The sequence below is a fragment of the Thioalkalivibrio paradoxus ARh 1 genome, from assembly GCF_000227685.2.
Lineage (GTDB): Bacteria > Pseudomonadota > Gammaproteobacteria > Ectothiorhodospirales > Ectothiorhodospiraceae > Thioalkalivibrio > Thioalkalivibrio paradoxus.
Window position 1 is genome coordinate 1,453,541 of sequence record NZ_CP007029.1, and the last position, 26,297, is coordinate 1,479,837.

Consider the following 26,297-nt stretch of genomic DNA (forward strand, 5'->3'; position numbering starts at 1 on the left):
GGAACCGGTTTCCAGGACCTGCGCCGGTCACTCAACGGCCTTGGTACAGGGCTTCGACGCGGTCGCGGCAGCGCTCGAGGATCTCGCCGCGGCGCAGTTTCAGCGTCGGCGTCAACAGCCCGTTCGCGACCGTCCAGGGCTCGTCGACCAGCACCGCGGCACGCAGCTGCAGATAGCCCGGGAACTGTGCCAGCCGGGGCTGCAGCGCTTTCAGCACCTCGGCCACCACCGCCGGCTTGCGGCGCAGCGTGCGGGCGCCGTCGTGCGTGGCGGCAGGGGCCGGGTCGAGACCGGCGGCGCGTGCCAGTCCGGGCAGCGCGCCCGCGCGCAGCACCACGAGTGCGGCGAGAAACGGCCGCCCCTCGCCGATCACCATCACCTGCTCGACCCAGGGCGTGCCGGCCAGCGCCTGCTCGACGTCGGCGGGCGCCACCTTCTCGCCGTTGGACAGCACCAGGATGTCCTTCAGCCGCCCGGTGATGGTGATATGCCCCCGAGGGCCGATACGCGCCTGGTCACCGGTATGCAGCCAACCGTCGGCGTCGAGCGCCGCGCGGGTCGCGTGCCGGTCGTTCCAGTAGCCCGCCATCACCGACGGGCTTCGGGTGCAGAGCTCGTCGTGTTCGCCGATGCGGACCTCGACCCCCGGCAGCGCCGGACCCACGGTCGCGGGTTCGTTGTCCTCGAGCCGGTTCACCGCGATCACCGGACTGGTTTCCGTCAGGCCGTACCCCTGCAGTACCGGCACGCCACAGGCGATGAAAAACCTGCCGACCGCTTCGGGGAGCGGGGCACCGCCGCTGATCGCGAAACGCAGCCGCCCGCCGAGTCGGGCGCGGACCCTGGCGCCGACCACCGGGTCGAGCAGCGGATGCAGCAGCAGCGCAGGCGACCAGCGACCGCGCCGCTGCGCGTGCAGGAAGCGGCGCCAGCCAAGCTCCTGCGCCCGGTCGAACAGCCGGCGCCGGGTCGGCGAAGCCGCCGACACGTGCCCCAGGATCCGCGCGTGCATGCGTTCGAAGACCCGGGGCACCGCGATCAGAATCGTCGGCCGAACCTGCACCAGATCCTCGGCCAGCCGGGTGACCGACCGGGCGTAGGCGGTCGCGATTCCGGCCGAGACCGCGGCGTAATACCCGACGGTGCGCTCGAGTGTGTGCGACAGCGGCAGGAACGACAGCAGGCGGTCGGCGCTGGATACCGCAACGGCGTCCAGGCAGGCATGGGCATTGCTCAGAAAATTGCGGTGGGACAGCATCACACCCTTCGGTCGCCCGCTGGTGCCCGAGGTATAGACGATGCTGGCGAGCGTATCGGGGCGGGTGATGCCGCCCGCGGATTGCGGTCCTGCGTCCGGAAGCCACCGCTCCGCCGGGTACAGGTTTGCGACCGTGGCCCGCCCGGGGCCGTGCAATGCGATCACCGCATCGAGGCGGTCCAGCGTCGAGCGGATCGAACCGAGGCGCTCCCAGGCCGCGGCGTCCTCGAGCAGGAGCACGCGCGCACCGGAATCCTGCAGGATGTATTCGATGTTGGCCGGGCGGTCGTTGGTGTACAGCGGGACCGTGACCAGCCCCACCCCCAGCGCCGCCTGGTCGAAGATCACCCAGTGCCTGCAGTTCCGCAGCAGGATCGCGAGCCGGTCTCCCGGCGCCAGTCCCAAACCCGCGAGGGCGTGCTGCCAGCGGCCCACTTCGCCCGCGCAGTCGGTCCAGCTGTATCCGCGCCAAACCTGATCCGAGTCGTACTCGATGTGTGCGACGGCATTCGGACTGCGTCGTACCCGCTCACGGAATTCGGCATCCAGCGTCGCCTCCCGGGCGTGCCGGATATGCCGCGGTTCGGCTGGCCGGGGCCGGGAGATGCCGGGTTGCGGGGCCACTCTCGCCCGGGTCGGCGGATGCAATGACCTGAGGCTGTTCATGGGGGATCTCCGCGTAGGAAGGCCTGCCACCCCGGATCGGGCCGGAAGCGTTCTCCGAATCGCCGCTCTAGCTCGAGCAGCCGCGCATGCAGCGTGGCGGCACCCGTCTCTTCGATGTGGCGTAGCGGTCCGCCGCGGAACGGAGCGAAGCCGGTGCCGAACAGCATGCCCGCGTCGAGTTCGTCGGCGGAGCCGACGATGCCCTCGCGCAGGCAGGCGACGGATTCGTTCACCAGCCGCAGCATCAGGCGGTCCTGCTGTTCCCGGTTGGGCGCGGCCGGCCCGCGGAGCCGGCGGGGCCGGGGCCAGCGGTAGTAGCCGCGGCCAGTCTTGCGGCCCAGCTGCCCGGAATCGACCCGCTTCCGCAACGACCGCGGGACCGTCATCCGCAGCGCCGACAGGGACTCGACCACCGACAGGCAGATGTCGAGGCCGGCGGTATCGGCGAGCTCCAGCGGCCCCATCGGCATCCCGAAATCGGTTGCCGCGCGGTCGATCGTCTCCACAGGAACGCCCTCCTCGAACAGCGCCGCGGCTTCGAGCAGGTACGGCATCAGGATCCGGTTCACCAGGAACCCGGGATGGCTGCGCACCGTGACCGGGGTCTTGTCGAGCATGCGGGCCAGCATCGCGGCCCTGCGCAGCGTGATGTCGCTCGTCGCTGGTCCATAAACGATCTCGACCAGCGGCATCTTTGCGACCGGATTGAAGAAATGCAGACCCACCAGCCGCTCGGCCTGCTCCAGGTCTGCGCCCAGCACCTCCAGCGGAATGCTCGAGGTGTTGGTGGCCAACAGCGCGTCGGGCCGCATTCGGGGGAGGACCGCCTGGAACAACGAGCACTTGGCGGACGCCCGCTCGACGATGGCCTCGAGCACCACGTCTGCGTGGGGCACGCCGTCTCCGGCGGGGTCGGGGATCAGGCGGTCCATGGCATCCCGCACCCGGCGCCTGTCCCGCAGCTTCCGCTCGAACTGTGCCCGGGCGCGCGCCAGTGCCTTTGCGATGGGCGTGGCGCCTTGGTCCTGGAGGCTGACCCGCAGGCCTTGCAGCACCGCCCAGGCGGCGATGTCGCCGCCCATCACGCCGGCACCGACCACGTGCAGGTGCCGTGGGCGCCAGGCGTCGGCCGTATCGCGCCGGCGCAGATGTTCGCGCAGCAGGAAGGCGCGCAGCAGGTTACGCGCAACGGCTCCGGTCAGCAGGTCGGGAACCGTCTCGGCCTCGCCCTGGAGCACGGCGACCGGGTCGCCGGCGTGGCGCTGCCAGTGCCGGATCAGCGCCTCCGGTGCCGGGTAATGGGCGGGGTTCGCGTGTGTCGCGGCAAGGCGCCGCATCCGGCTTGCGACCAGCGGGCGCAGCCCCGGCCAGGCCGGCGCGGCCTGCCACCAGGCGAGGCGCGACTTGTGCAAGGTGGGTTCGAGCCGGGCCAGCGCAGCCGTTTCCAATTGCCGCAGGGGGACGCATTCGTCGGCAAGCCCGATCCGGCGCGCGCTGGAGCCCGACAGCGTGCGCCCGCCGAGCATCAGACGCATGGCCGCGAGATGCCCGACTCGGGCGGGCGCGCGGGCGGTGCCGCCAAAGCCGGGAAAGATGCCCAGGCGGATCTCGGGAAAGCCGAGCCGGGTTGCCGGGTCGTCGCTGACCACGCATGCCGTGCAGGCCAGTGCCAGTTCCAGTCCTCCGCCCAGGCAGAAACCGTGAACCGCCGCGACGGTCGGGCAGGGCAGATCCTCGAGGCGCTGCAGGATCCGGTGGGCACGCCGGATCAGCGCGCGCGCCTCGCCGGGATCGGAAATCGCGGCCAGCTGCCGCACATCGGCGCCGGCGATGAAGCCGCTCGGTTTTCCGGAACGGATCAGCAGGCCCTTGGGCGGCTGCCGTTCGCAGCGTGCCAGCGCCTCGTCCAGCTCCTCCAGCGTTTCCACGCCGAGGCTGTTCACCGGGCTGCCCTGCTGGTCGAAAGTCAGCCGGGCCACACGGCCGTCGGCCAGTTCCAGATGCCAGTGGCGCATCATGACGTCGTCTCCAGGGGCGCGGCGTCGCGTTCGAGCAGCAGCGCGCCGCCCTGGCCGCCGCCGATGCACAGACTCGCGACACCGCGGCGGGTGCCTCGGGCTTCGAGCACCCGCAGCAGGTGCAGCGTGATCCGGGCGCCGCTGGCCCCGACCGGGTGACCGAGGCTGATGCCGCCGCCGTCCACGTTCAGGGTTTCCGGGCCGATCGCCGGGAACGGCCGGTCGCGTTGCAGCTCGTCGCGGCAGAAGCCGGGATCGGCGAGCGCCTGCAGGCACGCCAGCACCTGCGCGGCAAACGCCTCGTTGATCTCCCAGAAATCGATTTCGGGAGTGTCCAGCCCGTGCCGGTCCAACAGTTGAGCGATCGCGTAGGCCGGCCCGAGGCCCATCTGCGCCGGGTCGAGCCCGGCCCAGGCCACATCGACGATCCGCGCGCGCGCCCGCAGGCGGTGTCGTTCCAGGGCGTTGGCCGAGGCCAGCAGCAGCCAGGCTGCGCCATCGGTGACCTGCGCGGAGTTGCCCGCGGTGACTCGCCCGTGCGGCCGGTCGAACGTTGGGCGCAGGCGTGCCAGAGCGTCCGCCGACGAATCGGCGCGCAGGCCGTCGTCGTGCTCGAGTACCCGGGTGCCGTCGTACAGCGGCACGATCTCGGCGGCCATCCGGCCCTCTGCGCGTGCCTGTGCCAGGCGGCGATGGCTGTGCAGCGCGAACGCGTCCATCTCGGCACGGCCAATCCGGAAGCGTTCCGCGACGATTTCGGCAGTCTGGCCCATGCCCAGCCCGACCACCGGGTCGGTCAGGCCGCGCAGCAGGCCGATCACCGGCTTCAGGTATCGGGGCCGCAGGCGCGCCAGCAGCCGCAGCCGTGCCGCAGCCCCCCGTGCCTGTCGATAACGCGCGAGCCAGTCGACCATCTCCGGGCGCAGCAGCACCGGGTGGTGGCTCATGGCTTCGGTGCCTCCGGCAAGGACCAGGTCGGCGCGTCCGAGCGCGATGTCCTTCGCGGCGCTGTCGATGGCCTGCATTCCGGACGCGCAGTTGCGCTGCACGGTCCAGCCCGGAACCCGGTGCCCGCAGCCCAGCCGCAGTGCGACCACCCGGCCGATGTTCGCCTCGTCCGGGCCCGGGGCGGCACAGCCGAGGATCACTTCGTCGAGGTCGGTTGGTGCGAACGGCTGACGCAGCAGCACTGCACGGGCCGCGGCCACCGCGAGATCGGATGCCCGAAACGCCCCGGGGCCACCACGCACTTTCAGGAACGGGCTGCGCAGACCGTCGATCAGGTAGACCGGGCGGCCGGGGAGGTGGCTGGCGGCGGCAGTCATCGCGGACCTCCGGCGGCGGCACGCGGGTGTGCTGTCCGCGGATCCGCATGCGCATCGGGGGGTTTCGGGCGGCGTGCGGGATGGTCCGTGACGCCGGCGCCTGGCGCCGCGCCGGAGCGTCCGATGTCCGGGAACGCGTCCACCTGGATCAGGGTATCGACGAGCGCCTCGTGGTCCTGCACTTGCTGCCATGGCTCCGCGCCGATCAGTCCCTGCTCGAACGCCGCGCGTGCCAGCGCCGTCAGTCCGCCGGTCGGCCATCGGTACTGGCGCCGCAGCGCTGCCAGTTGCCGCTCGAGCGGTTCCAGCTCGACTGCCTGCTGCAACGCCCGCTCGAGCCGGCCCTCCGGCGCCTCGGGGTCGAGATCCAGAAAGATTCCCGCAGTCAGACGGTCCCGGGTCGCCGACGGCGCGAGCAGCACTTCGGCGGCGGCGTGGTCGGTGCGGTCGCCCGGTGCAGCGAAGCGCATTCCAGTCGGGAAGCTCAGGGCGCGCAGCAGCCACGCCAGCGGTCGGTTGGGCAGGTTCCGATACAGGGAGCGCAGGCTCTCCTGAATGCGGTACCGGCTGTCCTCGAGCGCCCAGCGCACCAGCGGTTCATCCGTGGCCGGTTCGCCGTCGTCGTGAAAGCGCTTGAGCACTGCAGACGCCAGGTACAGCTCCGAGAAGACATCGCCGAGGCGCGCCGACAGGCGCTCGTGGCGCTTCAACGCGCCTCCGAGGGTGATCATCGCCGCGTCCGCCGACAGTGCGAGCACCGAGCTCAGCCATGCCAGCGTCCGGTAATGGCGCGCGGCACCGCTGCGGGGAACCCGCGCCAGCCTGCCGCGGCTCAGGCCCAGCAGCAGGCTGGCGGCGGCGTTGCGCAGCAGGAAGCGCAGGTGTCCGACCAGCGCGCGGTCGAATTCGGACAGCCCCCGCTCCGGGTTGGGGTCGTGCACCGCCCGGTACTCCCGGAGCACCCAGGGATGGCAGCGGATCGCGCCCTGGCCGAAGATGATCATCGACCGGGTCAGGATGTTCGCGCCTTCCACGGTGATCGCGATCGGTGCCGCCTGGTACGCGCGCGCCAGCAGGTTGTTGGGGCCCACGCAGATCCCGCGGCCACCCTCGATGTCCATCGCGTGGTTCACGACTTGCCGGTAGCGTTCGGTCAGGTGGTGCTTCACGATCGCGGAGACCACAGCCGGTCGTTCGCCCTGGTCCAGTGTCGCGAGGGTCAGCAGCCGGCCGGCATCCATCTGCCAGGTCAGGCCGGCGATGCGCGCCAGGGCTTCTTCCACCCCCTCGAAGCGCCCGATCGGCCGGTTGAACTGGCGGCGCAGGCGCGCGTAGGCGCCGGTCAGGCGGGCGGCCTTTTTCGCCGCGCCGGTGGCCAGCGCGGGCAGCGAGATGCCGCGGCCCTCGGCGAGCGACTCCATCAACATGCGCCAGCCCTGGCCGATGCCGTCGCGTTCTCCGATCACCTGGGTTAGGGGTACGAACACCTCGTGGCCGCGGATCGGCCCGTTCATGAACGGCACGTCCAGAGGCAGGTGACGCGCGCCGATCTCGACGCCCGGCGTATCGCGCGGCACCAGTGCCAGCGTGATCCCGAGATCGACCGGGCCGCCGAGCAGGCCGTCGGGGTCGGTGCAGCGAAACGCCAGCCCGATCAGCGTCGCCACCGGCGCCAGCGTGATGTAGCGCTTGTCCCAGTTCAGGCGCAGGCCGAGCACCCGCTCGCCCTGCCAGTGCCCGTGGCAGACCACGCCGCTGTCCTGGATCGAGGCCGCATCGGACCCGGCCCGGGGTCCGGTCAGTGCGAAACACGGAATCTCCTCGCCGCGGGCAAGAGGCGGCAGATAGCGGGCCTTCTGCGCGGGGCTGCCGTACTGCAGCAGCAACTGCCCGGGGCCAAGCGAGTTCGGTACCATTACCGTGACCGCCGCGGTCAGGCTGCGGGTGGCCAGGGTCATCACGACCGCGGAATGCGCGGTGGACGAGAAACCCAGCCCGCCGTGGCTGCGGGGCAGGGTCATGCCGAAGAAGCCGCGCGCGCGGATGTAGTCCCAGACCTCGGGTGGCAGATCCCGGTCGTGATGGGTGATCCGCCAGTCATCGAGCATCCGGCACAGCGTGTCGACCGGCCCGTCGAGAAAGGCCTGTTCCTCCGGCTGCAGGCGCGGCGGCGGCACGGCGAGCAGCCGCTCCCAGTCCGGCCGGCCGGAGAAGAGTTCGCCGTCCCAGCCGACCGTGCCTGCCTCGAGTGCCTGGCGCTCGGTTGGGGAAAGACGCGGCAGTACGGCGCGAAAACGCCTTTGCAGCGGCGTGCTGACCCAACGCCGGCGCAGCGGACCCGGGCCGAGCAGCAGCAGTGCCGCCAGCGCCACCGCCGCCAATGCGGCCAGCAGCGGCGCCGGGTACACCCCCAGCAGCGCAGCCAGGCTCAGGAAGACCGCCATCCCGGCGAGCCACAGGAACCACGGAGCTTCCCGGAACGCCAGTACGATCAGAAGGAGCAGGCCGGCGCTGGTGAAGATGGACACCATGGTGTTGTTCCTTTGGTGTTTCTCCTTCGGTGTTTCCCCTTCCCCGGTGCGCCCGAGGGCGGTACGGCACCGGCCAGGGCATCTCCGCAGGCAGGCAGAACGGCTCCACGAGGTGTTCCTCCGGAACCCTGTCGACCCGAGCCGCTTGCGCCTGCGCAGCTGCATTCGGCGTCCAGGGGTCCTGCCTGCCTCCTCTTTTTCGGTATAGTGCATCGGCTGCAATTTCCGAGAAAACCCTACGGTTTTTGCGCCAGAGGAACTGCCGGGATGTGCCAGAATGATGGCGCCTTCGACCGAACCGGAACCGAGCGTGCAACCCGGCCATGGAAGAAAACGAGTTCAAGACCATCTTCAGCGGCTACGACCCGCAGCGCTGCCATTTCAACAAGGCGATCCTGCTGGGCTGTGCCGGCTGCAGTCGTTCGCAGCGCGTGTTGATTGCCGAGCGCGAGGCGCTCAGCTGCCTGTCGCGGGCGGGTCACGCGCGCTGTGGCGAGTTGCTGGGCCTGTTGCGCGAGAAGGCCGCGTTTGCGCTCGGCATCACCCAGGTGGGTCAGCGGCTGCCGCATGGCAAGGAAATGAAGGTCGAGTGTGGTGGGCTGCAGGCGCTGTCTGCACTGTCCGGCCACGCGGATCCCGGCGATATCGATGCCATATTGCAGGCCGCGATCCGGCAGTATGGGTCGCTGGCGGAGATTCCGTACGGGGAAGTGGTGCGGGCGGTCAGCCGGTACGCGCTGCGCAAGCGCAGCGGCAACCGGCGTCCGGGAGAATAGCGGCTCCGGCCTCTATGAAACCGCGGGAGCCGATGTGATCGGTGCCTCGGAACGCGCCGGGGGGATCGCCTAGACTTCAAGCGTGTTGATTCGCTGCAGCTGCCGGCTGCAACACGATACCGTTTTCCATACGGAGGTTGTGAGATGGACGTGACGCTAGGCCTGACTCCCATCGTTTCCCTGGTTGCAGGCATCCTGATCCTGCTGGTTCCCCGGCTGCTGAACTACATCGTGGCCATTTACCTGATCGTGATCGGAGTGCTCGGGCTGTTCCATTCCGGACAGGTGACGATGTGATCCGTTTTCCCGAAGCCATCCCCAGAAGAGGTGATTCATGAAGGCGCGAATGATTCTGAAGCGAGTGCTGGGGCTGCTGTGCGCGGCGCTGCTGGCTGGTGCGACCGTGGCGGCACCGTTGCAGGCGTCGATGGTCGGCACCGGCAGCCTGATCGAACAGGAGCAGGCACAGGCCGAACGTGAACAGCTGCTGGCCATGCTCGAGCGCGAGGATGTGCAGCGGCAGTTGCAGGCGATGGGCGTGACCGAGGCCGACGCGGCCGTGCGCATTGCGCGCATGACCGATGCCGAGGTGCGGATGCTCAACGAGCGCCTGGCCGAACTGCCCGCGGGCGCCGGTGCCCTCGGCGTCCTGGTGTTCCTGTTCCTGGTGTTCGTGATTACCGATGCGCTTGGGGTGACGGATATCTTCCCGTTCGTTCATTCCCGGTGACCCGGCCGGGAGCCGGGGTCGGCACTGGCTGAGGGGCTCGCCCGCACCCAGTCGGGCCGGCGCTCAGGAGGGACCGGCGAGCCGGCCGTGGTCGAGCATTTCCAGCGCGGCCTCGGCCACCCGCCGGTCGGCGCCGCCGGGGCCCAGACGCTCGCGCACCTGATCCAGCGCGGCGCGGGTGGCCGCGAGCTTCTCGGGGTGGTCGAGCCAGTCGAGCGCTTCGCGGCACAGCGCCTCGGGGTTGGCCGCGCGTTGCAGGCGCTCCGGAACGATGCGCTTTCCGGCGACGATGTTCGCCAGCGCAATATGCGGAACCCGGATCAGCCGTGAGAACAGTGCATAGCTCAGCGGTGCCATGCGGTAGAACACGATCATCGGTGTGCGCAGCAGCGCGGCCTCCAGCGTCGCCGTGCCGGAACTGATCAGCACCAGCTCGCTCGCGGCCATGACCTGGTGTGCCCGGCCGCTGCCTTCCAGCAGCGAGATCGGCAGATCGCGGTACGGGGCCAGCGCCTCGAGGGTTTCGGCACCGATCCCGGACACCAGCGGCACCGCAAAGTGTAGGTCCGGGCGCAACCGGTGCAGGCAGCGCGCAGTCTCGGCCAGCAGGGGCCAGTGGCGCCGCAGTTCGCCACTGCGCGAACCGGGCAGCAGTCCGACCAGACGGGTCGCCGGGTCCAGCCGCAGATCGGCATGCAGGTCGATCTCCGGCGGTCGCACCCGGTCGACCAGCGGGTTGCCGACGTAGCGTACCGGGATGCCCTGTTCGCGGTAGATGGCTTCCTCGAACGGAAACAGTACCGCCATCGCATCGACACAGCGCCGGATCCGGTGGATGCGCTTCTGCCGCCAGGCCCAGACCTGCGGGCTGACATAGAACAGCACCGGGATGCCGAGGCGGCGCGCGTGTTCCCCCAGGCGCAGGTTGAATTCGACATAGTCGACCAGGACCAGCAGCCGGGGGCGGGTCTCCTCGAGATGGCGCTGCATCCGCCGCAGCAGCCGGCGCAGGCGCGGGTACTGCGTGAGGACCTCCCAGAGGCCCATCACCGCCAGTTCCGACACGTCGATCAGCGTTTCGGCTCCGGCCGCGCGCATCTGTTCGCCGCCCATGCCGGAAAACACGAGGTCCGGGCGCCGCTCAGACACCGACCGGATCAAGCCGGCGGCGAGGCTGTCGCCGGAGGTCTCGCCGGCGCAGACGACAACGCGGGTCTCGCTCATCTCGGTTCAGGACTGCGTTGGGGACCGCCCGACGGCGCGGCGGGTCCGGATCTCAGGCAAGTGCGGCGCGAATGCATTCGCCGATGGCGTCGATCTGGGCATCCTCGAGTTCCGGAAAAACCGGCAAAGACAGGCAGCGCCGGGCCACGGACTCGGAAACCGGAAGGCTGGGCGGCGGCCGGGTGCGGTCGTCGAACGCGTCCTGGCGATGCAGCGGAATCGGGTAATAGATCGCATGCGCGATATCGGCCTGCTGCAGTGCGGCCATGATCGCGTCGCGGTGATCGGTCAGTACCGTGTACTGGTGATAGACGTGAACGCCGATTCCGTCCTCGTGCGGGATCTCGAGCTCCAGCCCCGCAAGGACCTGCGCGTAGCGGGCGGCGACACGGCGCCGCTCGGCGTTGTAGGCGTCGATGTGCCGCAGCTTCACGCGCAGGATTGCGGCCTGGATCTCGTCGAGACGGCTGTTGTAACCGATTTCGTCGTGGTGGTAGCGCACTCTCGAGCCATGGTTGCGCAGTTTCAGCAGGCGCTCGGCGGCCGGGGCGTAGCGGGTGGTGATCAGACCGCCGTCGCCATAGGCGCCCAGATTCTTGCTGGGAAAGAAGCTGAAGCAGCCGAAGGCCGAGGTGCTGCCGGTCTGGATGCCGTCGATCCGGGCACCGAACGATTGTGCACAGTCCTCGATCAGCAGCAGCTGGTGGTCCTCCGCGAGCCGCGTCAGCGCCGGCATGTTCGCCGGTTGCCCGAACAGATGGACCGGCACGATCGCGCGGGTGCGCGGGGTGATTGCAGCGGCGACGGCCTCGGGGTCGATGTTGAAGCTGCGCGGGTCGATGTCGACGAACACCGGCTCCGCGCCCACGTACCGGATCGCCTCGGCGGTCGCGATGAAGGTGAACGGCGTGGTGATGATCTCATCGCCGGGGCCGAGGTCGGCCGCCCGCAGGGCCAGGTGCAGCGCATCGGTCCCGGACGCGCAGGTCACCGCATGGGGCACGCCGAGGTATTCCGCGAGTTCCGATTCCAGCGCCTGCACATTCGGGCCGAGGATGAAACGGGTGCTTTCGAGCACCTCGGCGATCGCCGCGTCGATTTCGCTGCGAAGCGCCTGGTACTGCCGTTGCAGATCCACCATCGGGATCATGGCTGCCCTCCTCCCTGGAGACGTTGTCCGTCCCGGGTCATCACGTTCAGATTGGAATAGACGAGGTCGGTGATCCGGGTCGCCGCCTCCAGCGCACGCTGCCCGTCGCGGCCACTGACGATCACCGGCTGCTCGCCGCGCACCGCGGCCACGAATGCCCGGATCTCGGCCAGCAGCGCGTCGGAATCGTCGAACGCCAGTTCCTCGCTGAGGATCTCGGGTACGCCGATCTCCGGATCTTCCTCGCCGAGGTGATGCAGCGACAGGATCCGGTTCTGAAAGTCGACCGACGCGTAGCCATGGGGCTGGAAGATGCGCATCCGGCGCTCGGACTTGGTGCTTACGCGGCTGGATGTCAGGTTGGCGACGCAGCCGTTCGCGAACTCCAGGCGTGCGTTCACGATATCGATGTCGCTGGTCAGGATCTGTGCGCCCGACGCCCGCAGGTCGGTCACCGGGGCATTCACGAGATCGAGAACGATGTCGATGTCGTGGATCATCAGGTCGAGCACGACGGACACGTCGGTCGCCCTCGGCTTGAATGGCGCGAGCCGGTGCGATTCGATGAACCGCGGGTTCAGCGGTGTCTCGAGCAGACGGCGCAGGGCCGCGTTGAAGCGCTCGAGGTGCCCGACCTGCAGCACCACGCCGTGCTGATCGGCCAGCAGGTTCAGCGCATCGGCTTCCTCGACGGTGGTCGTGATCGGTTTCTCCACAAGCACGTGGCAACCGGCATCGATGAAGTCGCGCGCGATCGCATAATGCAGCGTGGTCGGTGCGGCGATGCTGACCGCGTCGACGCGCCCGAGCAGTTCGCGGTGGTCCAGTACTGCTGCGCAGCCGTGCTCGGCGGCGACGCGCTGTGCGGTTTCGGCGTTGCTGTCGGCGACCGCGACGAGTTCGGTCTCGGGCAGCAGGGCATATTTCGCCGCGTGCCACCGGCCGAGGTGGCCGACGCCGATCACGGCACAGCGCAGGGGAGTAGAGGACATGACGGTTTCCGCCGAATTGTGTGTCGTTGCTGTGATAGTGTAGCGCGCCGAAGCGGCGGCTGCGGGCGGGAATGCACCGCCCGGCGCGGGCATGGTCTGCGCCGGAGTGACCGCGGTAGTGTACGCAATCCGGTGGGAGGATTTTCGTGCAAGTGGGGAGCGCCGGGTTCATGCCGCGGCAACAGGACGATAACTGGATCGCCGGGGAGCACTGTGCCGGCGTCGACGAGGTTGGGCGCGGGCCGTTGGCCGGGCCGGTGGTCGCGGCCGCGGTGATTCTGCCTGCGGGGTACGCACTCGCCGGGCTGACCGATTCCAAGCGCCTGTCGGCGCGCCGCCGGGAAGCGCTGGCTGAGGTGCTGCGCGCCGAGGTCGAGGGCTGGGCGCTGGGCAGCGCCTCGGCCGCGGAGATCGACGCGCTGAACATCCATCACGCGACGCTGCTGGCGATGCGCCGCGCGTTGCTGGCGCTGCCGCGGCCGCCGCAGCAGGTGTGGGTCGATGGCCGGTTCGTGCCCGAAGGGCCCTGGTCGGCGACTCCGGTGATCGGCGGCGATGGCCGCGTGCCGGCGATCAGCGCCGCTTCGGTACTCGCGAAGGTCGCGCGGGACGCCTGGCTTGCGCAATTGCACCAGCGCTATCCGGTCTACGGTTTCGATCGCCATGCCGGGTATCCCACGCGCGCGCATCTGGCGGCGCTGGCCGAGCATGGGCCCTGCCCGGAGCACCGGCGCAGCTTCGGGCCGGTCGCGCGGCAGTTGCGGCGGGCGGCGGGAGCAGCCGGGCAATGAACGGCTTCGTGCACCTGCGGGTCCATTCCGAGTACTCGCTGGTCGATGGCCTGGTTCGCCTGAAGCCGCTGGTGCAGGCGGTGGCCGGGGCCGGGATGCCGGCGGTGGCGGTAACCGATCACTGCAACCTGTTCGGACTGGTGAAGTTCTACCGTGCCGCGCTGGCGGCCGGCGTGCAGCCGATCGTCGGCGCCGACGTGCTCCTGCGCGACGCTAGGCCGGACGGGTCCTTGGCGCGCCTGACCCTGCTGGCGCAGAACGATGTGGGCTACCGGCATCTGACCCGGTTGATCTCGCGCGCCTGGCAGCAGGGCCAGGACCGAGGCGTCCCCCGGCTCGACTGCGCCTGGCTGGACGGCGCCAGCGATGGTCTGATCGCGCTGTCGGGCAGCATCGACGGTCTCTTCGTGCAGGGCTCGGGCGCGCCAATGCCGCTCGACGGCGAGCTGCTTTCCCCCTGGCTGACGTTGTTTCCCAACCGCTTCTACCTGGAACTGACCCGCAGCGGCCGCCCGGGCGAGGAGGCCTGGATTGCGGCGGCGCTCGACGCGGCGGAGGCGTTCCAGCTCCCGGTGGTGGCGACCAACGACGTCCGTTTCCTCGCCTCGGAGGATTTCGAGGCGCACGAGGCGCGGGTCTGCATCCACGACGGCGTGGTTCTCGCCGATCCACGTCGCCCGCGCCGCTACAGCGATCAGCAGTACCTGCGCACGCCCGAGGAGATGGCCGAGCTGTTTGCCGACATCCCGGAGGCGCTGGCCAACTCGGTCGCGATCGCCCGCCGCTGCAGTGTGCGCCTGACGCTGGGCGAGTCGGTGCTTCCCGACTTCCCGGTGCCGGCTGGGCGCTCGGTCGACGAGCAGCTGCGCCTGACATCGCACGAGGGCCTCGACGCACGCCTGCAGCGCCACTGCTTCGCGCCGCGCGGCGAGTACACGCAGCGGCTCGAGCGGGAACTCGACGTGATCTGCCAGATGGGGTTCCCCGGGTACTTCCTGATCGTCGCCGATTTCATTCGCTGGGCGCGGGACAACCGGATTCCGGTGGGACCGGGGCGCGGTTCCGGTGCCGGTTCGCTGGTGGCGTACGCACTGGGGATCACCGATCTGGATCCATTGCGTTACGATCTACTCTTCGAGCGCTTTCTGAATCCGGAGCGGGTGTCGATGCCCGACTTCGACATCGACTTCTGCATGGACCGGCGCGATCGCGTGATCGACTACGTGGCCGAGCGTTACGGTCGCGACCGGGTATCGCAGATCATCACCCACGGCACCATGGCGGCAAAGGCGGTGGTGCGCGACTGCGGCCGGGTGCTCGGGCACGGCTACGGCTTCGTCGACCGGATCGCGAAGCTGATCCCGTTCGAACTGGGCATGACCTTGACCCGGGCGCTGCAGGAAAGCGAGGAGCTGAAGGCGCTGTACGACGAGGACGAGGAGGTCCGGGGCATCCTCGATCTCGCGCTGAAGCTCGAGGGCCTGACCCGCAACGCCGGCAAGCATGCGGGCGGGGTGGTGATCGCGCCCTCGGCGCTGACCGATTTCTCGCCGCTGTACTGCGAGGAGGGCGGGGGCAGCCTGGTTACCCACTTCGACAAGGACGACGTCGAGGCGGTCGGGCTGGTGAAGTTCGACTTCCTCGGGTTGCGCACGCTCACCATTATCGACTGGACGCTGGAGTCGATCCGCCAGATGCCCGGGCAGCAGCCGGTCGATCTGGACCTGATTCCGCTGGACGACCCGGCCGCCTTCAAGCTGTTGCAGGCCTACCAGACCACCGCCGTGTTCCAGCTCGAATCCGGCGGCATGAAGGACCTGATCCGCCGCCTGCAGCCGGACACCTTCGAGGACATCATCGCGCTGGTGGCGCTGTATCGGCCCGGGCCGCTGCAGTCGGGAATGGTCGACGATTTCATCGACCGCAAGCACGGGCGCGCGCAGGTCGAATATCCGCACCCGGATCTGGAACCCATCCTGAAGCCGACCTATGGCGTGATCCTGTACCAGGAACAGGTGATGCAGATCGCGCAGGTGCTGGCCAGCTACACGCTGGGCGGCGCCGACCTGCTGCGCCGGGCGATGGGCAAGAAGAAGCCGGAGGAAATGGCGAAGCAGCGCGAGATCTTCCTGAAGGGTGCGCTCGCCCGTGGGGTCGCCGAGAGCACCGCAAGCTACATCTTCGACCTGATGGAGAAGTTCGCCGGCTACGGCTTCAACAAGTCGCACTCGGCCGCCTACGCGCTGCTGGCCTACCAGACGGCGTGGCTGAAGGCCCACCACCCGGCACCGTTCATGGCCGCGGTGCTGTCGGCCGACATGGACAACACCGACAAGGTCGTCGGGCTGATCGAGGAATGCCGCAGCCTGGGGCTGAAGGTCGACCCCCCGGACGTGAATCGTTCCGCCTACCGGTTCTCGGTCCGCGATGGCCAAACCATCGTGTACGGACTCGGTGCAATCAAGGGGGTCGGGGAATCCGCGATCGACACGCTGTTGAAGGCGCGCGGCGACGGCAACGGCTTCCACAGCCTGGTCGACCTGTGCCAGCGCGTCGATCTGGGCAAGCTGAACAAGCGCGTGCTCGAGACGCTGATCCGCGCCGGGGCGATGGACGGCATCGGCCCGAACCGGGCGACCTTGCTGGCGGCGATGCCGGTAGCCGTGGCCGCGGCCGAGCAGGCCGAGCGCAATGCCGCGCTCGGCGTCGTCGATCTGTTCGGCGAGCCGGCGAGTGCGGTGCTGCCGGAGTTCGAGACCGTGCCCGAACTCGACGACGACGAGCGCCTGCGCGGGGAAAAGAATACGCTGGGGCTGTACCTGACCGGCCACCCGGTGGCGCGCTACCGCGACGAGCTCAGGCGCCTGACCGGCACCACGCTGCAGGAACTCGAGGCGCGGCTCGAGAGCCGGCCCGACCGCAACCCCCATCGCGGCCGCCAGCAAACCGCCCGCATCGCCGGCCTCGTGGTCGGGGTGCGGCTGCGCAACAGCCAGAACGGACGCATGGCGATCGTCACGCTGGACGACCAGACCGGCCGGGCGGAGATCACGCTGTTCGGCGAACACTACCGCGAGCACCAATCGCGTCTCGTACCCGATTCCCTGATCGTGGCCGAAGGCACGGTCGCGCTCGACGACTACGCGGGCGGCACTCGCATGCGCGCACAGCGCGTGCTGACCCTGGACGAGGCGCGCGCGGAATGGGCGCGCGTGCTCGATCTCAGCCTTGCCGCGGTTGGCCCCGAGCACATCCATTCGCTGCATCGGGCGCTCACCGAGCACGATCCTGGCGCGTGCCGGCTGCGCATGCGCTACCAGCGCGGCAACGCCTGGGCCGAACTGCGCCTGCCCGAGGAGCTCCAGGTCCGCCCGGACGAGCAGCTGCTGCGCCGTCTGAGCGAGATCCTCGGCGCGCAGAGCCAGGTGGCATTGATTTACGGGAACGCCTGAAGTCCCGCGAACGCGGGCCGACGCTGAGCGCCCCCCCGGCGTATTCGGTACAATCCGCGGCTTGAACGGCCACGAATGGGACGCGGCATGAATCCCGATTTTCTCGATTTCGAACAGCCGATCGTCGAACTGGAAGCCCGGATCCAGGATCTGCGATTCGTCGGCGACGACGCCGAGGTGAACCTGCAGGAAGAGATCCAGCGCCTCGAGGAGAAGTGCCTGAGTCTGACCGAGAGCATCTTCGCGCGGCTCACGCCCTGGCAGGTGGCGCAGCTCTCCCGCCACCCGCGTCGCCCCTATTCGCTGGACTACATCCCGCAGATCTTTACCGAGTTCGTCGAACTGCGTGGCGACCGCGCGTTTGCCGACGACCCGGCGATCGTCGGCGGCGTCGCCCGGCTCGATAGCCGGCCGGTGATGGTCATCGGGCACCAGAAGGGCCGCCAGACGAAGGAGAAGATTCACCGCAACTTTGGCATGCCGCGTCCGGAAGGCTATCGCAAGGCCTTGCGCCTGATGGAACTCGCCGAGCGTTTCCGGCTGCCGGTGTTCACCTTCATCGACACGCCGGGCGCGTATCCCGGGGTCGGCGCGGAGGAGCGGGGGCAAAGCGAAGCGATCGCGCGCAACCTGATGATGATGGCCAGGCTCGACACCCCGATCGTCTGCACGGTGATCGGCGAAGGCGGTTCCGGCGGCGCGCTGGCCATCGGGGTCGGCGACGCGACGATGATGCTGCAGTACTCCACCTACTCGGTCATCTCGCCGGAAGGCTGTGCGTCGATCCTCTGGAAAAGTGCGGAAAAGGCACCCGACGCCGCGGAAGCACTGGGGATCACGTCCGAGCGGCTGCGGGATCTGGGGCTGGTCGACCGGGTGATCGACGAGCCGCTGGGCGGGGCGCACCGTGCCCCGGAGATCATGGCGACCCGGATCAAGTCGGCGCTGCTCGAGACGCTCGAGGAGCTCGAGGGCCTCGACGCCGAGCGGCGTCTGGAGCGGCGCTACCAGCGGCTGATGGACTATGGCGCGTTCCAGGAACCGGCCGGCTGACACGGTCACGGCTGCGCTGCGGACCTTTCTCGCGGATCATCCCGAAATCGACACCCTCCGCGTCGCGTTCAGCGGCGGTCGGGATTCCACCGTGCTGCTGCACGCGCTCGCATGCCTCGATTCCGGGCGCACGCTGACCGCGATGCATGTGCACCACGGCCTGCACGAACACGCGCAGGCTCAGGCGGAGCACTGCCAGCGGTTCGCGGCGCAGATCGGGGTGACCTGCGACGTGCGCAGGATCCGGGTTCCGCAGGACAGCGCCGAGGGGCTGGAGGCGGCTGCAAGAGATGCGCGGTATCAGGTTCTTGTGGAAAGGATGTCAACGAATTCCTGCGTTCTGACTGCGCATCACGCGGGCGATCAGGCCGAGACCTTTCTGCTCGCGGCGCTGAAGGGCAGTGGTCCGTACGGGCTGGCCGCGATGCGGCCCTTGCGCCGGCTTGGACCCTGTTGGCTGGGGCGGCCGCTGCTCGGTGTCGGAGCCGCGGCTGTCGCCGCCTATGCGCGGGAACAGCACCTGAACTGGGTCGAGGATCCGAGCAACCGCGACACGCGCTTCGACCGCAATTACCTGCGCCGGCAGGTGCTGCCCGTGCTTGGGCCGCGCTTTGCGGTCGAGCCGCGGCTGGGGGGGGCGGCGCGCCTGCAGGCCGAGGCGGTCGAGGTGCTCGAGGGCCTGCTCGATCCGATCGTCGAGCGCCTGGGCGGCCCCGCGCCGGGCACGCTGCGCGTGGGTGGGTTCCTCGACCAGCCTCCCGAGCGCCGATCCTGGCTGCTGCGCCGTTTCCTGGAACGTGCGGGCGTTCCGGCGCCCCGGCGCGGGCCGTTGCGCGAGTTCCTGCGCCAACTCGCCGAGGCCGGTCCCGACTCCAGCCCCGTGCTGCAATGGAACGGGAGCAGCCTGCGCAGCTATCGCGGTCTGCTCTATCTGCTCGGCGCGGGGGAACCGGGCCCGCCGCCGCCACCGGGAACCCTGCTCGACTGGCCGCGCGGGGCGCCGCAGATGACGCTCCCCGACGGCCGGGTGCTGACCGTGGCCGACCTGCGCGCAGCCGGCATCCGGTCGAGCGAGGGCCTGCGCATCGGTTTCCGTCAGGGCGGCGAGGTGCTGCACACCCCTGCCGGGCGGCGGTCGCTGAAAACGCTGATGCAGGCGCGCGGCATTCCGCCCTGGCAGCGCGCGCGGGTGCCGTTGGTGCGCCTGAATGACGAATGGGTCGCGGCCCTGTGGTCGCACGCCCCCGGCACCCCGGATCCGGCAGTGGAGCATGCCGCGTTGCCGGTGCGTCCCGAGTTCGGCGCGGCCCCGGCCGAGGCTTGCGGCGAATCCGGCGGGAGCGGCGCGCAACGCGATTCCGAACGCGATTCCGATTGAGCGTTGCGGGCGCTTTTGGTAACCTTCGCCGGCGTTCCGGCCGCTTGCCGGCCGTAGTCGATGGGTTCCCGCATGACGCGTTACGTATTCATTACCGGAGGCGTGGTGTCGTCTCTGGGCAAGGGCATTGCATCGGCATCGCTCGGTGCAATCCTCGAGGCGCGGGGCCTTAAGGTCACCCTGCTGAAGCTCGATCCCTACATCAACGTCGATCCGGGGACCATGAGCCCGTTCCAGCACGGCGAGGTCTTCGTCACCGACGACGGCGCCGAGACCGATCTGGATCTGGGGCACTACGAGCGCTTCGTGCGCATTCGCACCGGCCGGCGCAACAACTTCACCACCGGCCAGATCTACGAGAACGTGATCCGCAACGAGCGCCGTGGCGACTACCTCGGCGGCACGGTGCAGGTCATTCCGCACATCACCGACGAGATCAAGCGTTCGATCCGCGCCGGCGCCGCGGACGCGGACATCGCGCTGGTCGAGATCGGCGGAACCGTGGGCGACATCGAATCGCTCCCGTTCCTCGAGGCGATTCGCCAGATGGGCGTGGAACTCGGTCACGAGAACGCGCTGTTCGTCCACCTGACGCTGGTCCCGTTCATCGCGGCGGCGGGCGAGATCAAGACCAAGCCGACCCAGCATTCGGTGAAGGAACTGCGCTCGATCGGGATCCAGCCGGACGTGCTGCTGTGCCGCACGCACCAGCCGCTTCCGGAAGGGGAACGGCGGAAGATCGCGTTGTTTACGAACGTCGAGGAAAAGGCGGTCATTTCGGCGGTGGATGTCGACAACATCTACAAGATCCCGCTGTGGCTGCATTCCCAGAAGCTCGACGAGATCGTATTGCGCAAGCTGCATATCGAGGCGCCGCAGGCCGATCTGTCCGACTGGAAGCATGTGGTGACGGCGATGGAGTTTCCCGACTCCGAGGTCACGGTCGGCATGATCGGCAAGTACGTGGAACTGACCGAGTCCTACAAGTCGATCAACGAGGCGCTGACCCATGCCGGGATCCATACCGGCACCCGGGTGCGCATCCGCTACGTCGATTCCGAGAAACTGGAAAATGCCGAATCAGAGGGAGTCTCCGAACTCGACGGGCTCGATGCGATCCTGGTTCCCGGGGGGTTCGGCGCCCGCGGCGTCGAGGGGAAGATCGAGGCCGTGCGTCATGCCCGCGAGCAAGGCATCCCCTACCTCGGGATCTGCCTCGGTATGCAGGTGGCGGTGATCGAGTTCGCGCGCCACGTCGCCGGACTGGACGGCGCGCACAGCACCGAGTTCGCCCCGGACAGTGAGCATCCGGTGATCGCGCTGATCACCGAATGGCAGGATCGCGAGGGCCGGGTCGAACAGCGGGACGCGGCCAGCAACCTGGGCGGCACGATGCGCCTCGGTGCGCAGACCGCGGTACTGGAAGAGGGTTCGCTGATGGCGCGCACCTACGGCAGCACGCGGATTCAGGAACGCCACCGGCACCGCTACGAATTCAACAACGCCTACAAGCAGCGGCTGCAGGAAGCCGGTCTCGTGTTCTCCGGGCACTCGGAGGACGGCGCGCTGGTCGAGGCGATCGAACTGCGCGAGCATCCCTGGTTCGTCGGCTGTCAGTTCCATCCCGAATTCACGTCGACGCCGCGCGATGGGCATCCCCTGTTCACCGGTTTCGTCGCTGCCGCGCGGCGGCACCAGGAAGCCAAGGCGGGCCGGGGACAGCCGCCAGTCACATGAGGGCGCCGATGCAACTCTGCGGATTCGAAGCCGGCCTGGACCGGCCGTTCTTCCTGATCTCGGGCCCCTGCGTGATCGAGTCGGAAGAGCTGGCGCTGGACACCGCCGGAACCTTGAAGTCGATTACCGAAGCGCTCGGCATCCCGTTCATCTACAAGTCGTCGTTCGACAAGGCCAACCGTTCGTCGACGCGCAGCTTCCGCGGGCCGGGGTTGGAGCAGGGCCTGCGAATCCTCGAGAAGGTGAAGCAGGACTTGAACGTGCCGGTCCTGACCGACGTGCACGAGGACACCCCGCTGGACGAAGTGGCCAGCGTGGTCGACGTGCTGCAGACCCCGGCGTTCCTCTGCCGCCAGACCAATTTCATCCAGAACGTCGCGCGGCAGGGCTTGCCCGTGAACATCAAGAAGGGCCAGTTTCTTGCGCCCTGGGACATGGACAACGTCGTCGACAAGGCGCGCGAGGTCGGCAACGACCGGATCATGGTCTGTGAACGCGGTGTATCTTTTGGTTACAACACCTTGATTTCCGATATGCGCGGTCTCGCCGTGATGCGTCGTACCGATTGCCCGGTCGTGTTCGACGCGACCCACTCGGTGCAGCAGCCGGGCGGGAAGGGCAGCGCTTCGGGAGGGCAGCGGGAGTTCGTCCCGGTGCTCGCCCGCGCGGCCGTGGCGGCCGGGGTCTCCGGGCTGTTCATGGAGACCCATCCGGACCCGGAGCAGGCATTGTCCGACGGCCCCAACGCCTGGCCGCTGGCGCGCATGCGGGAACTGCTCGAGACCCTGGTGGACCTGGATCGCGTCGCGAAGGCGCGGCCGTTCGCCGAGGCGGCGTTTGGTCTGGCCTGAGCGCCGGCGCCAGCGCGCGCCCCAACACCGGATTCCACTCCCGGGCAGGTGCCGGGGGCCAGTCTTCCAAGGAGAAAGCGATGTCGCAGATTGCCGAAATTCACGCCCGGGAGATCGTCGACTCCCGGGGCAACCCGACCGTCGAGGCCGACGTCGTGCTCGACTCCGGCGCCCGCGGGCGTGCGGCCGTGCCGTCGGGCGCATCCACCGGAGCGCGCGAGGCGATCGAGCTGCGCGACGGCGGTGACCGCTACGGCGGCAAGGGCGTGCAGCGTGCGGTGGGGCACGTGAACGGCGAGATTCGCGACGCGCTACGGGGCACGGAAGCGGACCAGCAGGCGGCGGACCAGCGCATGATCGAACTCGACGGGACCGCGAACAAGGAGCGCCTCGGGGCGAACGCGGTGCTCGCGGTGTCGCTGGCGCTGGCGCATGCGCGGGCCGCCGACGAGGGACTGCCGCTGTTTCGCAGCCTCGGTGGTCCGCATGCCGACCTGCTGCCCGTGCCGATGATGAACATCATCAACGGCGGCGCACACGCGAGCAACAGCGTGGACATGCAGGAGTTCATGATCGTGCCGGTCGGGGCCGCCAGCCTGAGCGAGGCCGTGCGGTACGGCGCCGAGGTGTTTCACGCGCTGAAAAAGGTGCTGGAGGCGCGTGGGCTGGTCACCGCAGTGGGCGACGAGGGCGGCTTCGCGCCCGATCTGCCATCGAACGCCGCCGCGATCGAGGTGATCCTGGAAGCGATCGACAAGGCCGGGTTCAAGGCCGGCGACGACATCTGGATCGGGCTGGACTGCGCGAGCTCCGAGTTCTTCCGCGACGGGCGCTATCATCTGGCCTCCGAGGGGCGCGCGTTCACCGCCGACGAATTCACCGACTACCTCGCGGGCTGGGTCGAGCAGTACCCGATTCTGACCATCGAGGACGGCATGGCCGAGGACGACTGGGCCGGATGGAAGACATTGACGGACCGGCTCGGCGACCGCGTCCAGCTGGTCGGGGACGACCTGTTCGTGACCAACACGGCGATCCTGCAGGAGGGAATCGACCGCGGTGTCGCCAACTCGATCCTGATCAAGGTGAACCAGATCGGGACGTTGACCGAAACCCTCGGGGCCATCGGCATGGCCCGCTCTGCACACTACACTTCAGTGATCTCGCACCGATCCGGGGAGACCGAGGACGTGACCATCGCCGATCTCGCGGTCGCGAGCGGAGCCGGCCAGATCAAGACCGGATCGCTGTCGCGCTCGGACCGGGTGGCCAAGTACAACCAGCTGATCCGCATCGAGGAGATGCTGGGAACGCGCGCGCGCTACCCCGGCATTGCTGCGTTCCGGGCCGCGGCTTCGTCACCCTGAACGCGTTGCTTGCGTTCCCGAATGCGCGGCTCCGGGAGGCGATCCGAATGGGAACCCGGCCGATGCAATCCCGCGCCGGTGTGGCCGTGCGCCTGTGGCCCGGCCGACGCAGGCCCCGCATGCCGCGTGTGTCAGGGTGTGGCTGACCGGATCGATGTGGGCACGGGTGCCCGCTGATGCGCTGGGTCATCGGACTGCTGCTCCTGGTGCTGCTGGGCTTGCAATGGCCGCTGTGGTTCAGCGAGGGAGGCTGGCGCGATGTTCTGGAACTGCGCGAAGTGAAACGGCTGCAGGAGCTGGAAAACGAGCGGCTCAGGGCCCGGAACCAGGCGCTGGAGGCCGAGGTCGACGATCTGCGCAGCGGGACCGAAGCGGTCGAGGAACGGGCCCGGCGCGATCTCGGCATGATCCGGGAGGACGAGACGTTCTTCTTTTTGATCGGACCGGAGGCCGCTCCCGGGGTGCCGGCGGGGACCCATCGTGACTGAGGCAGCCAAGCCCGCCGCGTACTGGGCCTTGATCCCCGCCGCCGGCGTGGGCCGGCGCATGAATGCGGACCGGCCCAAGCAGTTTCTGACGCTGGGACGGCGCACGGTGCTGGCGCACACGCTGTCGATCTTCCTCAGGCATCCCCGCATCCGGGGGGTGGTGCTGGTGCTGGGCTCGGGAATCGACCCGGATGCATTGGATTTGCCCGAGGCCGGCGGGCGTCTGTTCCAGGTCACCGGAGGCGCCGAGCGTGCCGATTCGGTGCACAATGGGCTGGCCTTTCTGGCGCAGCGGGCCGACGCCGACGACTGGGTGCTGGTGCACGATGCCGCACGTCCCTGCCTGCCGGCCGCGGACCTGGACCGCCTTCTGCAGGCCCTCTCCAGCGACCCGGTGGGGGGGTTGCTGGCGGCGCCGAGTACCGACACGCTGAAGTTGTCGGATGCGGCCGGCCGGGTGGAGCGCACCCTGGATCGAAGCCGGGTCTGGCGGGCGCTGACGCCCCAGATGTTTCGGCTGGGCGTGCTCCGCGAGGCGCTGGCGGCAGCCGCGGCGGCCGGGGTGGCCGTCACCGATGAGGCCAGTGCGGTCGAGTTGCTCGGGCGGCAACCGCGCCTGATCGAGGGAAGCCCGGTGAACATCAAGATCACGCGGCCCGAGGATCTCGAGATCGCGCATCTCTATCTTTCTAGGCAAGACCGACTGGGAGACCGACCATGAAGCGAATTCGCGTACTCGATGCCGGTTTCGTGTCGCCGGTGGAGTCGATGGCCATTTTCCATGCCGTCGCCGAGGTGATGGCAGCCGACGACGACCCGGTGGTGATCCTGGTGAACCCCACGCGGCCGTTCGTGTCGGTGGGTCTGCACCAGGACATCGAGCAGGAAGTGGATACGGCCTACTGCGAGGCCCAGGGCCTCCCGGTGATTCGGCGCGATGTCGGGGGTGGCGCGGTCTACCTGAATCGCGACCAGATGTTTTTCCATTTCGTGTATCCGCATCGCCTCGCGCCGGCCCGGGTCGAGGCGATCTACGCGCAGTTCGTTGCGCCGGTGCTGGCGACCTACCAGGCCCTGGGCGTCCCGGCGGTGTTCCGCCCGGTGAACGACATCCATGTGAACGGCCGCAAGATCGGGGGCACCGGGTCTGCGCGCATCAACGACGCCACCGTGATGGTCGGCAGTTTCATGTTCGACTTCGATGTCGACACGATGGCGAAATGCCTGAAGGTGAGTTCCGAGAAGTTCCGCGACAAGCTCCGCCAGGGCATGCACGACTACATCACCACGCTGACCCGGGAATTGGGGCAGGCGCCGGAGCGCGAACGCGTGAAGACGCTGTTCCTCGACGCCGCCGAGACCCATCTCGGCCTGAAACCCGAGGCCTCCGACCTGACCGATGCCGAACGGGCGGCGCTGGTCGAGGCCCGGGAACTGCTGCAGGATCCGGAATGGACCCTGCAGAGCGGCCGGCGCGTGGTCGCCTCCGGCGTGAAGATCGCCGCGGGAACCTACCTGGTCGAAGGGATGCACAAGGCGCCGGGCGGGTTGATCCGCACCCGCATTCTGACCCGGGACAACGTGGTCGACGACATCGAGTTCTCGGGCGATTTCACCGTGTTTCCGTCGGATGGCATCCAGCGGCTTGCCGAGCGGCTGCGCGGTGCGGTGCTGCCAACCAGCGCCGAGGCCGATGCCGCGCGGCTGCAGGGGCGCATCGCGACCGCGATGAGCGATCTGGGATTGGACATCCCGGGCGTCGGGGCCGGCGATTTCCTCGGTGCGATTCTGCAGGGGCTGCATCGTGAGTGATCGGCCGGACCACTGCGGAGACGGGGCATGACCCCGTACTGCGAGCGGGCTGCCCCGGGCTGGTTTGCGGAACCGCTGAACACGGTCTCGGGGCTGGCGTATTTCGTCGCGGCCTGGCAGTCGTGGAAACAGCTCGAGCGTGCGCGCTGGCGCGAGCAATGGGATTTGCACCTGCTCGCCGCGCTGGTGGCCGCGGTGGGATTGGCCGCCGTGCTCTGGCATGCGAGCGGCATCGCCTGGCTGCATTGGCTTGACCGTGCCGCGCTGGGCGCGTTCGTGGTCGCGTACTGGAGCGTGTTCCTGGTGCGGACGCAGCGCTTCGGCGCGGTGGCGGTGGCCGTTGCCTGGCTGCTGACGGCGATCGGGCTGGCGGCGCTGGGGAGTGTGCTGCCGTTGCAGGCGTACGGCGGTACCGGGATCTACATGCCGTTGCTGGCGCTGCTGGTGGCGGCGATCGGGCTGGCGGCGCGCGTGGACCGGCGCCTGGCACGCGACCTGTTGCTGGCGAGCGCGCTCTTCCTGCTGGCGCTGGTGGTCCGGGCGCTCGACCTCGTGCTGTGCGACTGGGCGGTGGTCGGAACCCACTGGCTCTGGCACCTGCTGACCGCCGGCCTGCTGTTCGTGCTGGTGGACGGAATGATCCGCCACGTCCGATTGCGCGAGACGCAGGCGGCCCAGGCCGTGGGCTGAGGGGCGGA

20 protein-coding genes and 1 pseudogene are annotated in these 26,297 nt (G+C 69.0%); 14 read left to right on the forward strand and 7 right to left on the reverse strand.

Translation table 11 applies throughout. From position 1 onward, the window contains the following. Positions 1-31: 31 nt before the first annotated feature. From THITH_RS06775 to THITH_RS06790, 4 genes are read right to left on the reverse strand one after another with little or no spacing between them, the layout of a single operon-like run. Positions 32-1,924, reverse strand: a complete 1,893-nt coding sequence (locus THITH_RS06775) for an AMP-dependent synthetase/ligase (protein ID WP_006747844.1) — start codon at positions 1,922-1,924, stop codon at positions 32-34. Continuing rightward, the gene (locus THITH_RS06780) at positions 1,921-3,942 is read right to left on the reverse strand and encodes a 3-hydroxyacyl-CoA dehydrogenase NAD-binding domain-containing protein (RefSeq protein WP_006747843.1); all 2,022 of its coding nucleotides are present in this window, start codon (positions 3,940-3,942) and stop codon (positions 1,921-1,923) included. Before THITH_RS06780 ends, THITH_RS06775 begins: the two co-directional genes overlap by 4 nt. Beyond that, positions 3,939-5,267, reverse strand: a complete 1,329-nt coding sequence (locus THITH_RS06785; RefSeq protein WP_006747842.1) for an acetyl-CoA C-acetyltransferase — start codon at positions 5,265-5,267, stop codon at positions 3,939-3,941. The genes THITH_RS06780 and THITH_RS06785 overlap by 4 nt, the downstream gene beginning before the upstream one ends. Beyond that, complete coding sequence (locus THITH_RS06790; protein ID WP_006747841.1) at positions 5,264-7,798, reverse strand: acyl-CoA dehydrogenase; 2,535 nt, start codon at positions 7,796-7,798, stop codon at positions 5,264-5,266. Before THITH_RS06790 ends, THITH_RS06785 begins: the two co-directional genes overlap by 4 nt. 323 nt (positions 7,799-8,121) lie before the next feature. Here THITH_RS06790 and THITH_RS06795 point away from each other — a divergent pair, with 323 nt between their 5' ends. From THITH_RS06795 to THITH_RS06800, 3 genes are all read left to right on the forward strand, one after another. After that, positions 8,122-8,574, forward strand: a complete 453-nt coding sequence (locus THITH_RS06795; protein WP_006747840.1) for a hypothetical protein — start codon at positions 8,122-8,124, stop codon at positions 8,572-8,574. A 144-nt stretch (positions 8,575-8,718) separates the two neighbouring features. Then, positions 8,719-8,871 (forward strand): DUF3096 domain-containing protein, encoded by a 153-nt coding sequence (locus THITH_RS17805; RefSeq protein ID WP_006747839.1) that lies wholly within the window; start codon positions 8,719-8,721, stop codon positions 8,869-8,871. A gap of 49 nt (positions 8,872-8,920) precedes the next feature. After that, positions 8,921-9,304, forward strand: coding sequence for a DUF6627 family protein (locus THITH_RS06800; RefSeq protein ID WP_156925500.1), 384 nt, complete (start codon positions 8,921-8,923; stop codon positions 9,302-9,304). 63 nt (positions 9,305-9,367) lie between these two features. Here THITH_RS06800 and lpxB read toward each other — a convergent pair whose 3' ends face one another. From lpxB to THITH_RS06815, 3 genes are read right to left on the reverse strand one after another with little or no spacing between them, the layout of a single operon-like run. Continuing rightward, positions 9,368-10,528 carry a lipid-A-disaccharide synthase gene (lpxB, locus tag THITH_RS06805; protein ID WP_006747837.1) on the reverse strand — a complete coding sequence of 387 codons (1,161 nt, stop codon included), beginning with the start codon at positions 10,526-10,528 and terminating at the stop codon, positions 9,368-9,370. A gap of 52 nt (positions 10,529-10,580) precedes the next feature. Then, positions 10,581-11,678 (reverse strand): DegT/DnrJ/EryC1/StrS family aminotransferase, encoded by a 1,098-nt coding sequence (locus THITH_RS06810; RefSeq protein ID WP_006747836.1) that lies wholly within the window; start codon positions 11,676-11,678, stop codon positions 10,581-10,583. Beyond that, positions 11,675-12,670, reverse strand: coding sequence for a Gfo/Idh/MocA family protein (locus THITH_RS06815; protein ID WP_006747835.1), 996 nt, complete (start codon positions 12,668-12,670; stop codon positions 11,675-11,677). Before THITH_RS06815 ends, THITH_RS06810 begins: the two co-directional genes overlap by 4 nt. A 170-nt stretch (positions 12,671-12,840) precedes the next feature. On the opposite strand from THITH_RS06815, the gene THITH_RS06820 reads away from it, so the two are divergent. The 11 genes and pseudogenes from THITH_RS06820 to THITH_RS06870 all read left to right on the forward strand — a co-directional run bounded on the left by THITH_RS06820 (position 12,841) and on the right by THITH_RS06870 (position 26,289). Then, complete coding sequence (locus tag THITH_RS06820) at positions 12,841-13,461, forward strand: ribonuclease HII (RefSeq protein WP_025367357.1); 621 nt, start codon at positions 12,841-12,843, stop codon at positions 13,459-13,461. After that, on the forward strand, positions 13,458-16,913 hold the full coding sequence (gene dnaE, locus THITH_RS06825; protein ID WP_006747833.1) for a DNA polymerase III subunit alpha: 3,456 nt from the start codon (positions 13,458-13,460) through the stop codon (positions 16,911-16,913). The genes THITH_RS06820 and dnaE overlap by 4 nt, the downstream gene beginning before the upstream one ends. An 87-nt stretch (positions 16,914-17,000) precedes the next feature. Then, on the forward strand, positions 17,001-17,966 hold the full coding sequence (locus THITH_RS06830) for an acetyl-CoA carboxylase carboxyltransferase subunit alpha (protein WP_006747832.1): 966 nt from the start codon (positions 17,001-17,003) through the stop codon (positions 17,964-17,966). Continuing rightward, positions 17,938-19,344: a tRNA lysidine(34) synthetase TilS gene (gene tilS, locus THITH_RS06835; RefSeq protein WP_006747831.1), complete on the forward strand. Its 1,407-nt coding sequence runs from the start codon at positions 17,938-17,940 to the stop codon at positions 19,342-19,344. Before THITH_RS06830 ends, tilS begins: the two co-directional genes overlap by 29 nt. A gap of 72 nt (positions 19,345-19,416) precedes the next feature. Continuing rightward, positions 19,417-21,081 carry a CTP synthase gene (locus THITH_RS06840; RefSeq protein ID WP_025367358.1) on the forward strand — a complete coding sequence of 555 codons (1,665 nt, stop codon included), beginning with the start codon at positions 19,417-19,419 and terminating at the stop codon, positions 21,079-21,081. A gap of 8 nt (positions 21,082-21,089) precedes the next feature. After that, entirely contained in the window at positions 21,090-21,932 is an 843-nt protein-coding gene (kdsA, locus tag THITH_RS06845; protein ID WP_006747829.1) for a 3-deoxy-8-phosphooctulonate synthase, read from the forward strand. A gap of 80 nt (positions 21,933-22,012) precedes the next feature. After that, complete coding sequence (gene eno / locus THITH_RS06850; protein ID WP_006747828.1) at positions 22,013-23,299, forward strand: phosphopyruvate hydratase; 1,287 nt, start codon at positions 22,013-22,015, stop codon at positions 23,297-23,299. 176 nt (positions 23,300-23,475) lie between these two features. Next, positions 23,476-23,748 (forward strand): annotated as a pseudogene (ftsB, locus tag THITH_RS06855) (cell division protein FtsB); the annotation flags it as partial. 31 nt (positions 23,749-23,779) lie between these two features. Continuing rightward, a complete protein-coding gene (gene ispD / locus THITH_RS06860; RefSeq protein WP_006747826.1) occupies positions 23,780-24,508 on the forward strand; it encodes a 2-C-methyl-D-erythritol 4-phosphate cytidylyltransferase in 729 nt (242 codons plus the stop codon). Continuing rightward, positions 24,505-25,599, forward strand: a complete 1,095-nt coding sequence (locus THITH_RS06865; RefSeq protein ID WP_006747825.1) for a lipoyl protein ligase domain-containing protein — start codon at positions 24,505-24,507, stop codon at positions 25,597-25,599. Before ispD ends, THITH_RS06865 begins: the two co-directional genes overlap by 4 nt. A gap of 27 nt (positions 25,600-25,626) precedes the next feature. After that, positions 25,627-26,289, forward strand: coding sequence for a ceramidase domain-containing protein (locus THITH_RS06870; protein WP_006747824.1), 663 nt, complete (start codon positions 25,627-25,629; stop codon positions 26,287-26,289). The last annotated feature ends 8 nt before the right edge of the window (positions 26,290-26,297 follow it).

Coding starts and splice junctions, on each gene's coding strand:
- THITH_RS06775 (WP_006747844.1), bottom strand. CDS start 1,924: ATGAACAGCCTCAGGTCATTGCATCCGCCGACCCGGGCGAGAGTGGCC.
- THITH_RS06780 (WP_006747843.1), bottom strand. CDS start 3,942: ATGATGCGCCACTGGCATCTGGAACTGGCCGACGGCCGTGTGGCCCGG.
- THITH_RS06785 (WP_006747842.1), bottom strand. CDS start 5,267: ATGACTGCCGCCGCCAGCCACCTCCCCGGCCGCCCGGTCTACCTGATC.
- THITH_RS06790 (WP_006747841.1), bottom strand. CDS start 7,798: ATGGTGTCCATCTTCACCAGCGCCGGCCTGCTCCTTCTGATCGTACTG.
- THITH_RS06795 (WP_006747840.1), top strand. CDS start 8,122: ATGGAAGAAAACGAGTTCAAGACCATCTTCAGCGGCTACGACCCGCAG.
- THITH_RS17805 (WP_006747839.1), top strand. CDS start 8,719: ATGGACGTGACGCTAGGCCTGACTCCCATCGTTTCCCTGGTTGCAGGC.
- THITH_RS06800 (WP_156925500.1), top strand. CDS start 8,921: ATGATTCTGAAGCGAGTGCTGGGGCTGCTGTGCGCGGCGCTGCTGGCT.
- lpxB (WP_006747837.1), bottom strand. CDS start 10,528: ATGAGCGAGACCCGCGTTGTCGTCTGCGCCGGCGAGACCTCCGGCGAC.
- THITH_RS06810 (WP_006747836.1), bottom strand. CDS start 11,678: ATGATCCCGATGGTGGATCTGCAACGGCAGTACCAGGCGCTTCGCAGC.
- THITH_RS06815 (WP_006747835.1), bottom strand. CDS start 12,670: ATGTCCTCTACTCCCCTGCGCTGTGCCGTGATCGGCGTCGGCCACCTC.
- THITH_RS06820 (WP_025367357.1), top strand. CDS start 12,841: ATGCCGCGGCAACAGGACGATAACTGGATCGCCGGGGAGCACTGTGCC.
- dnaE (WP_006747833.1), top strand. CDS start 13,458: ATGAACGGCTTCGTGCACCTGCGGGTCCATTCCGAGTACTCGCTGGTC.
- THITH_RS06830 (WP_006747832.1), top strand. CDS start 17,001: ATGAATCCCGATTTTCTCGATTTCGAACAGCCGATCGTCGAACTGGAA.
- tilS (WP_006747831.1), top strand. CDS start 17,938: ATGGCGCGTTCCAGGAACCGGCCGGCTGACACGGTCACGGCTGCGCTG.
- THITH_RS06840 (WP_025367358.1), top strand. CDS start 19,417: ATGACGCGTTACGTATTCATTACCGGAGGCGTGGTGTCGTCTCTGGGC.
- kdsA (WP_006747829.1), top strand. CDS start 21,090: ATGCAACTCTGCGGATTCGAAGCCGGCCTGGACCGGCCGTTCTTCCTG.
- eno (WP_006747828.1), top strand. CDS start 22,013: ATGTCGCAGATTGCCGAAATTCACGCCCGGGAGATCGTCGACTCCCGG.
- THITH_RS06865 (WP_006747825.1), top strand. CDS start 24,505: ATGAAGCGAATTCGCGTACTCGATGCCGGTTTCGTGTCGCCGGTGGAG.
- THITH_RS06870 (WP_006747824.1), top strand. CDS start 25,627: ATGACCCCGTACTGCGAGCGGGCTGCCCCGGGCTGGTTTGCGGAACCG.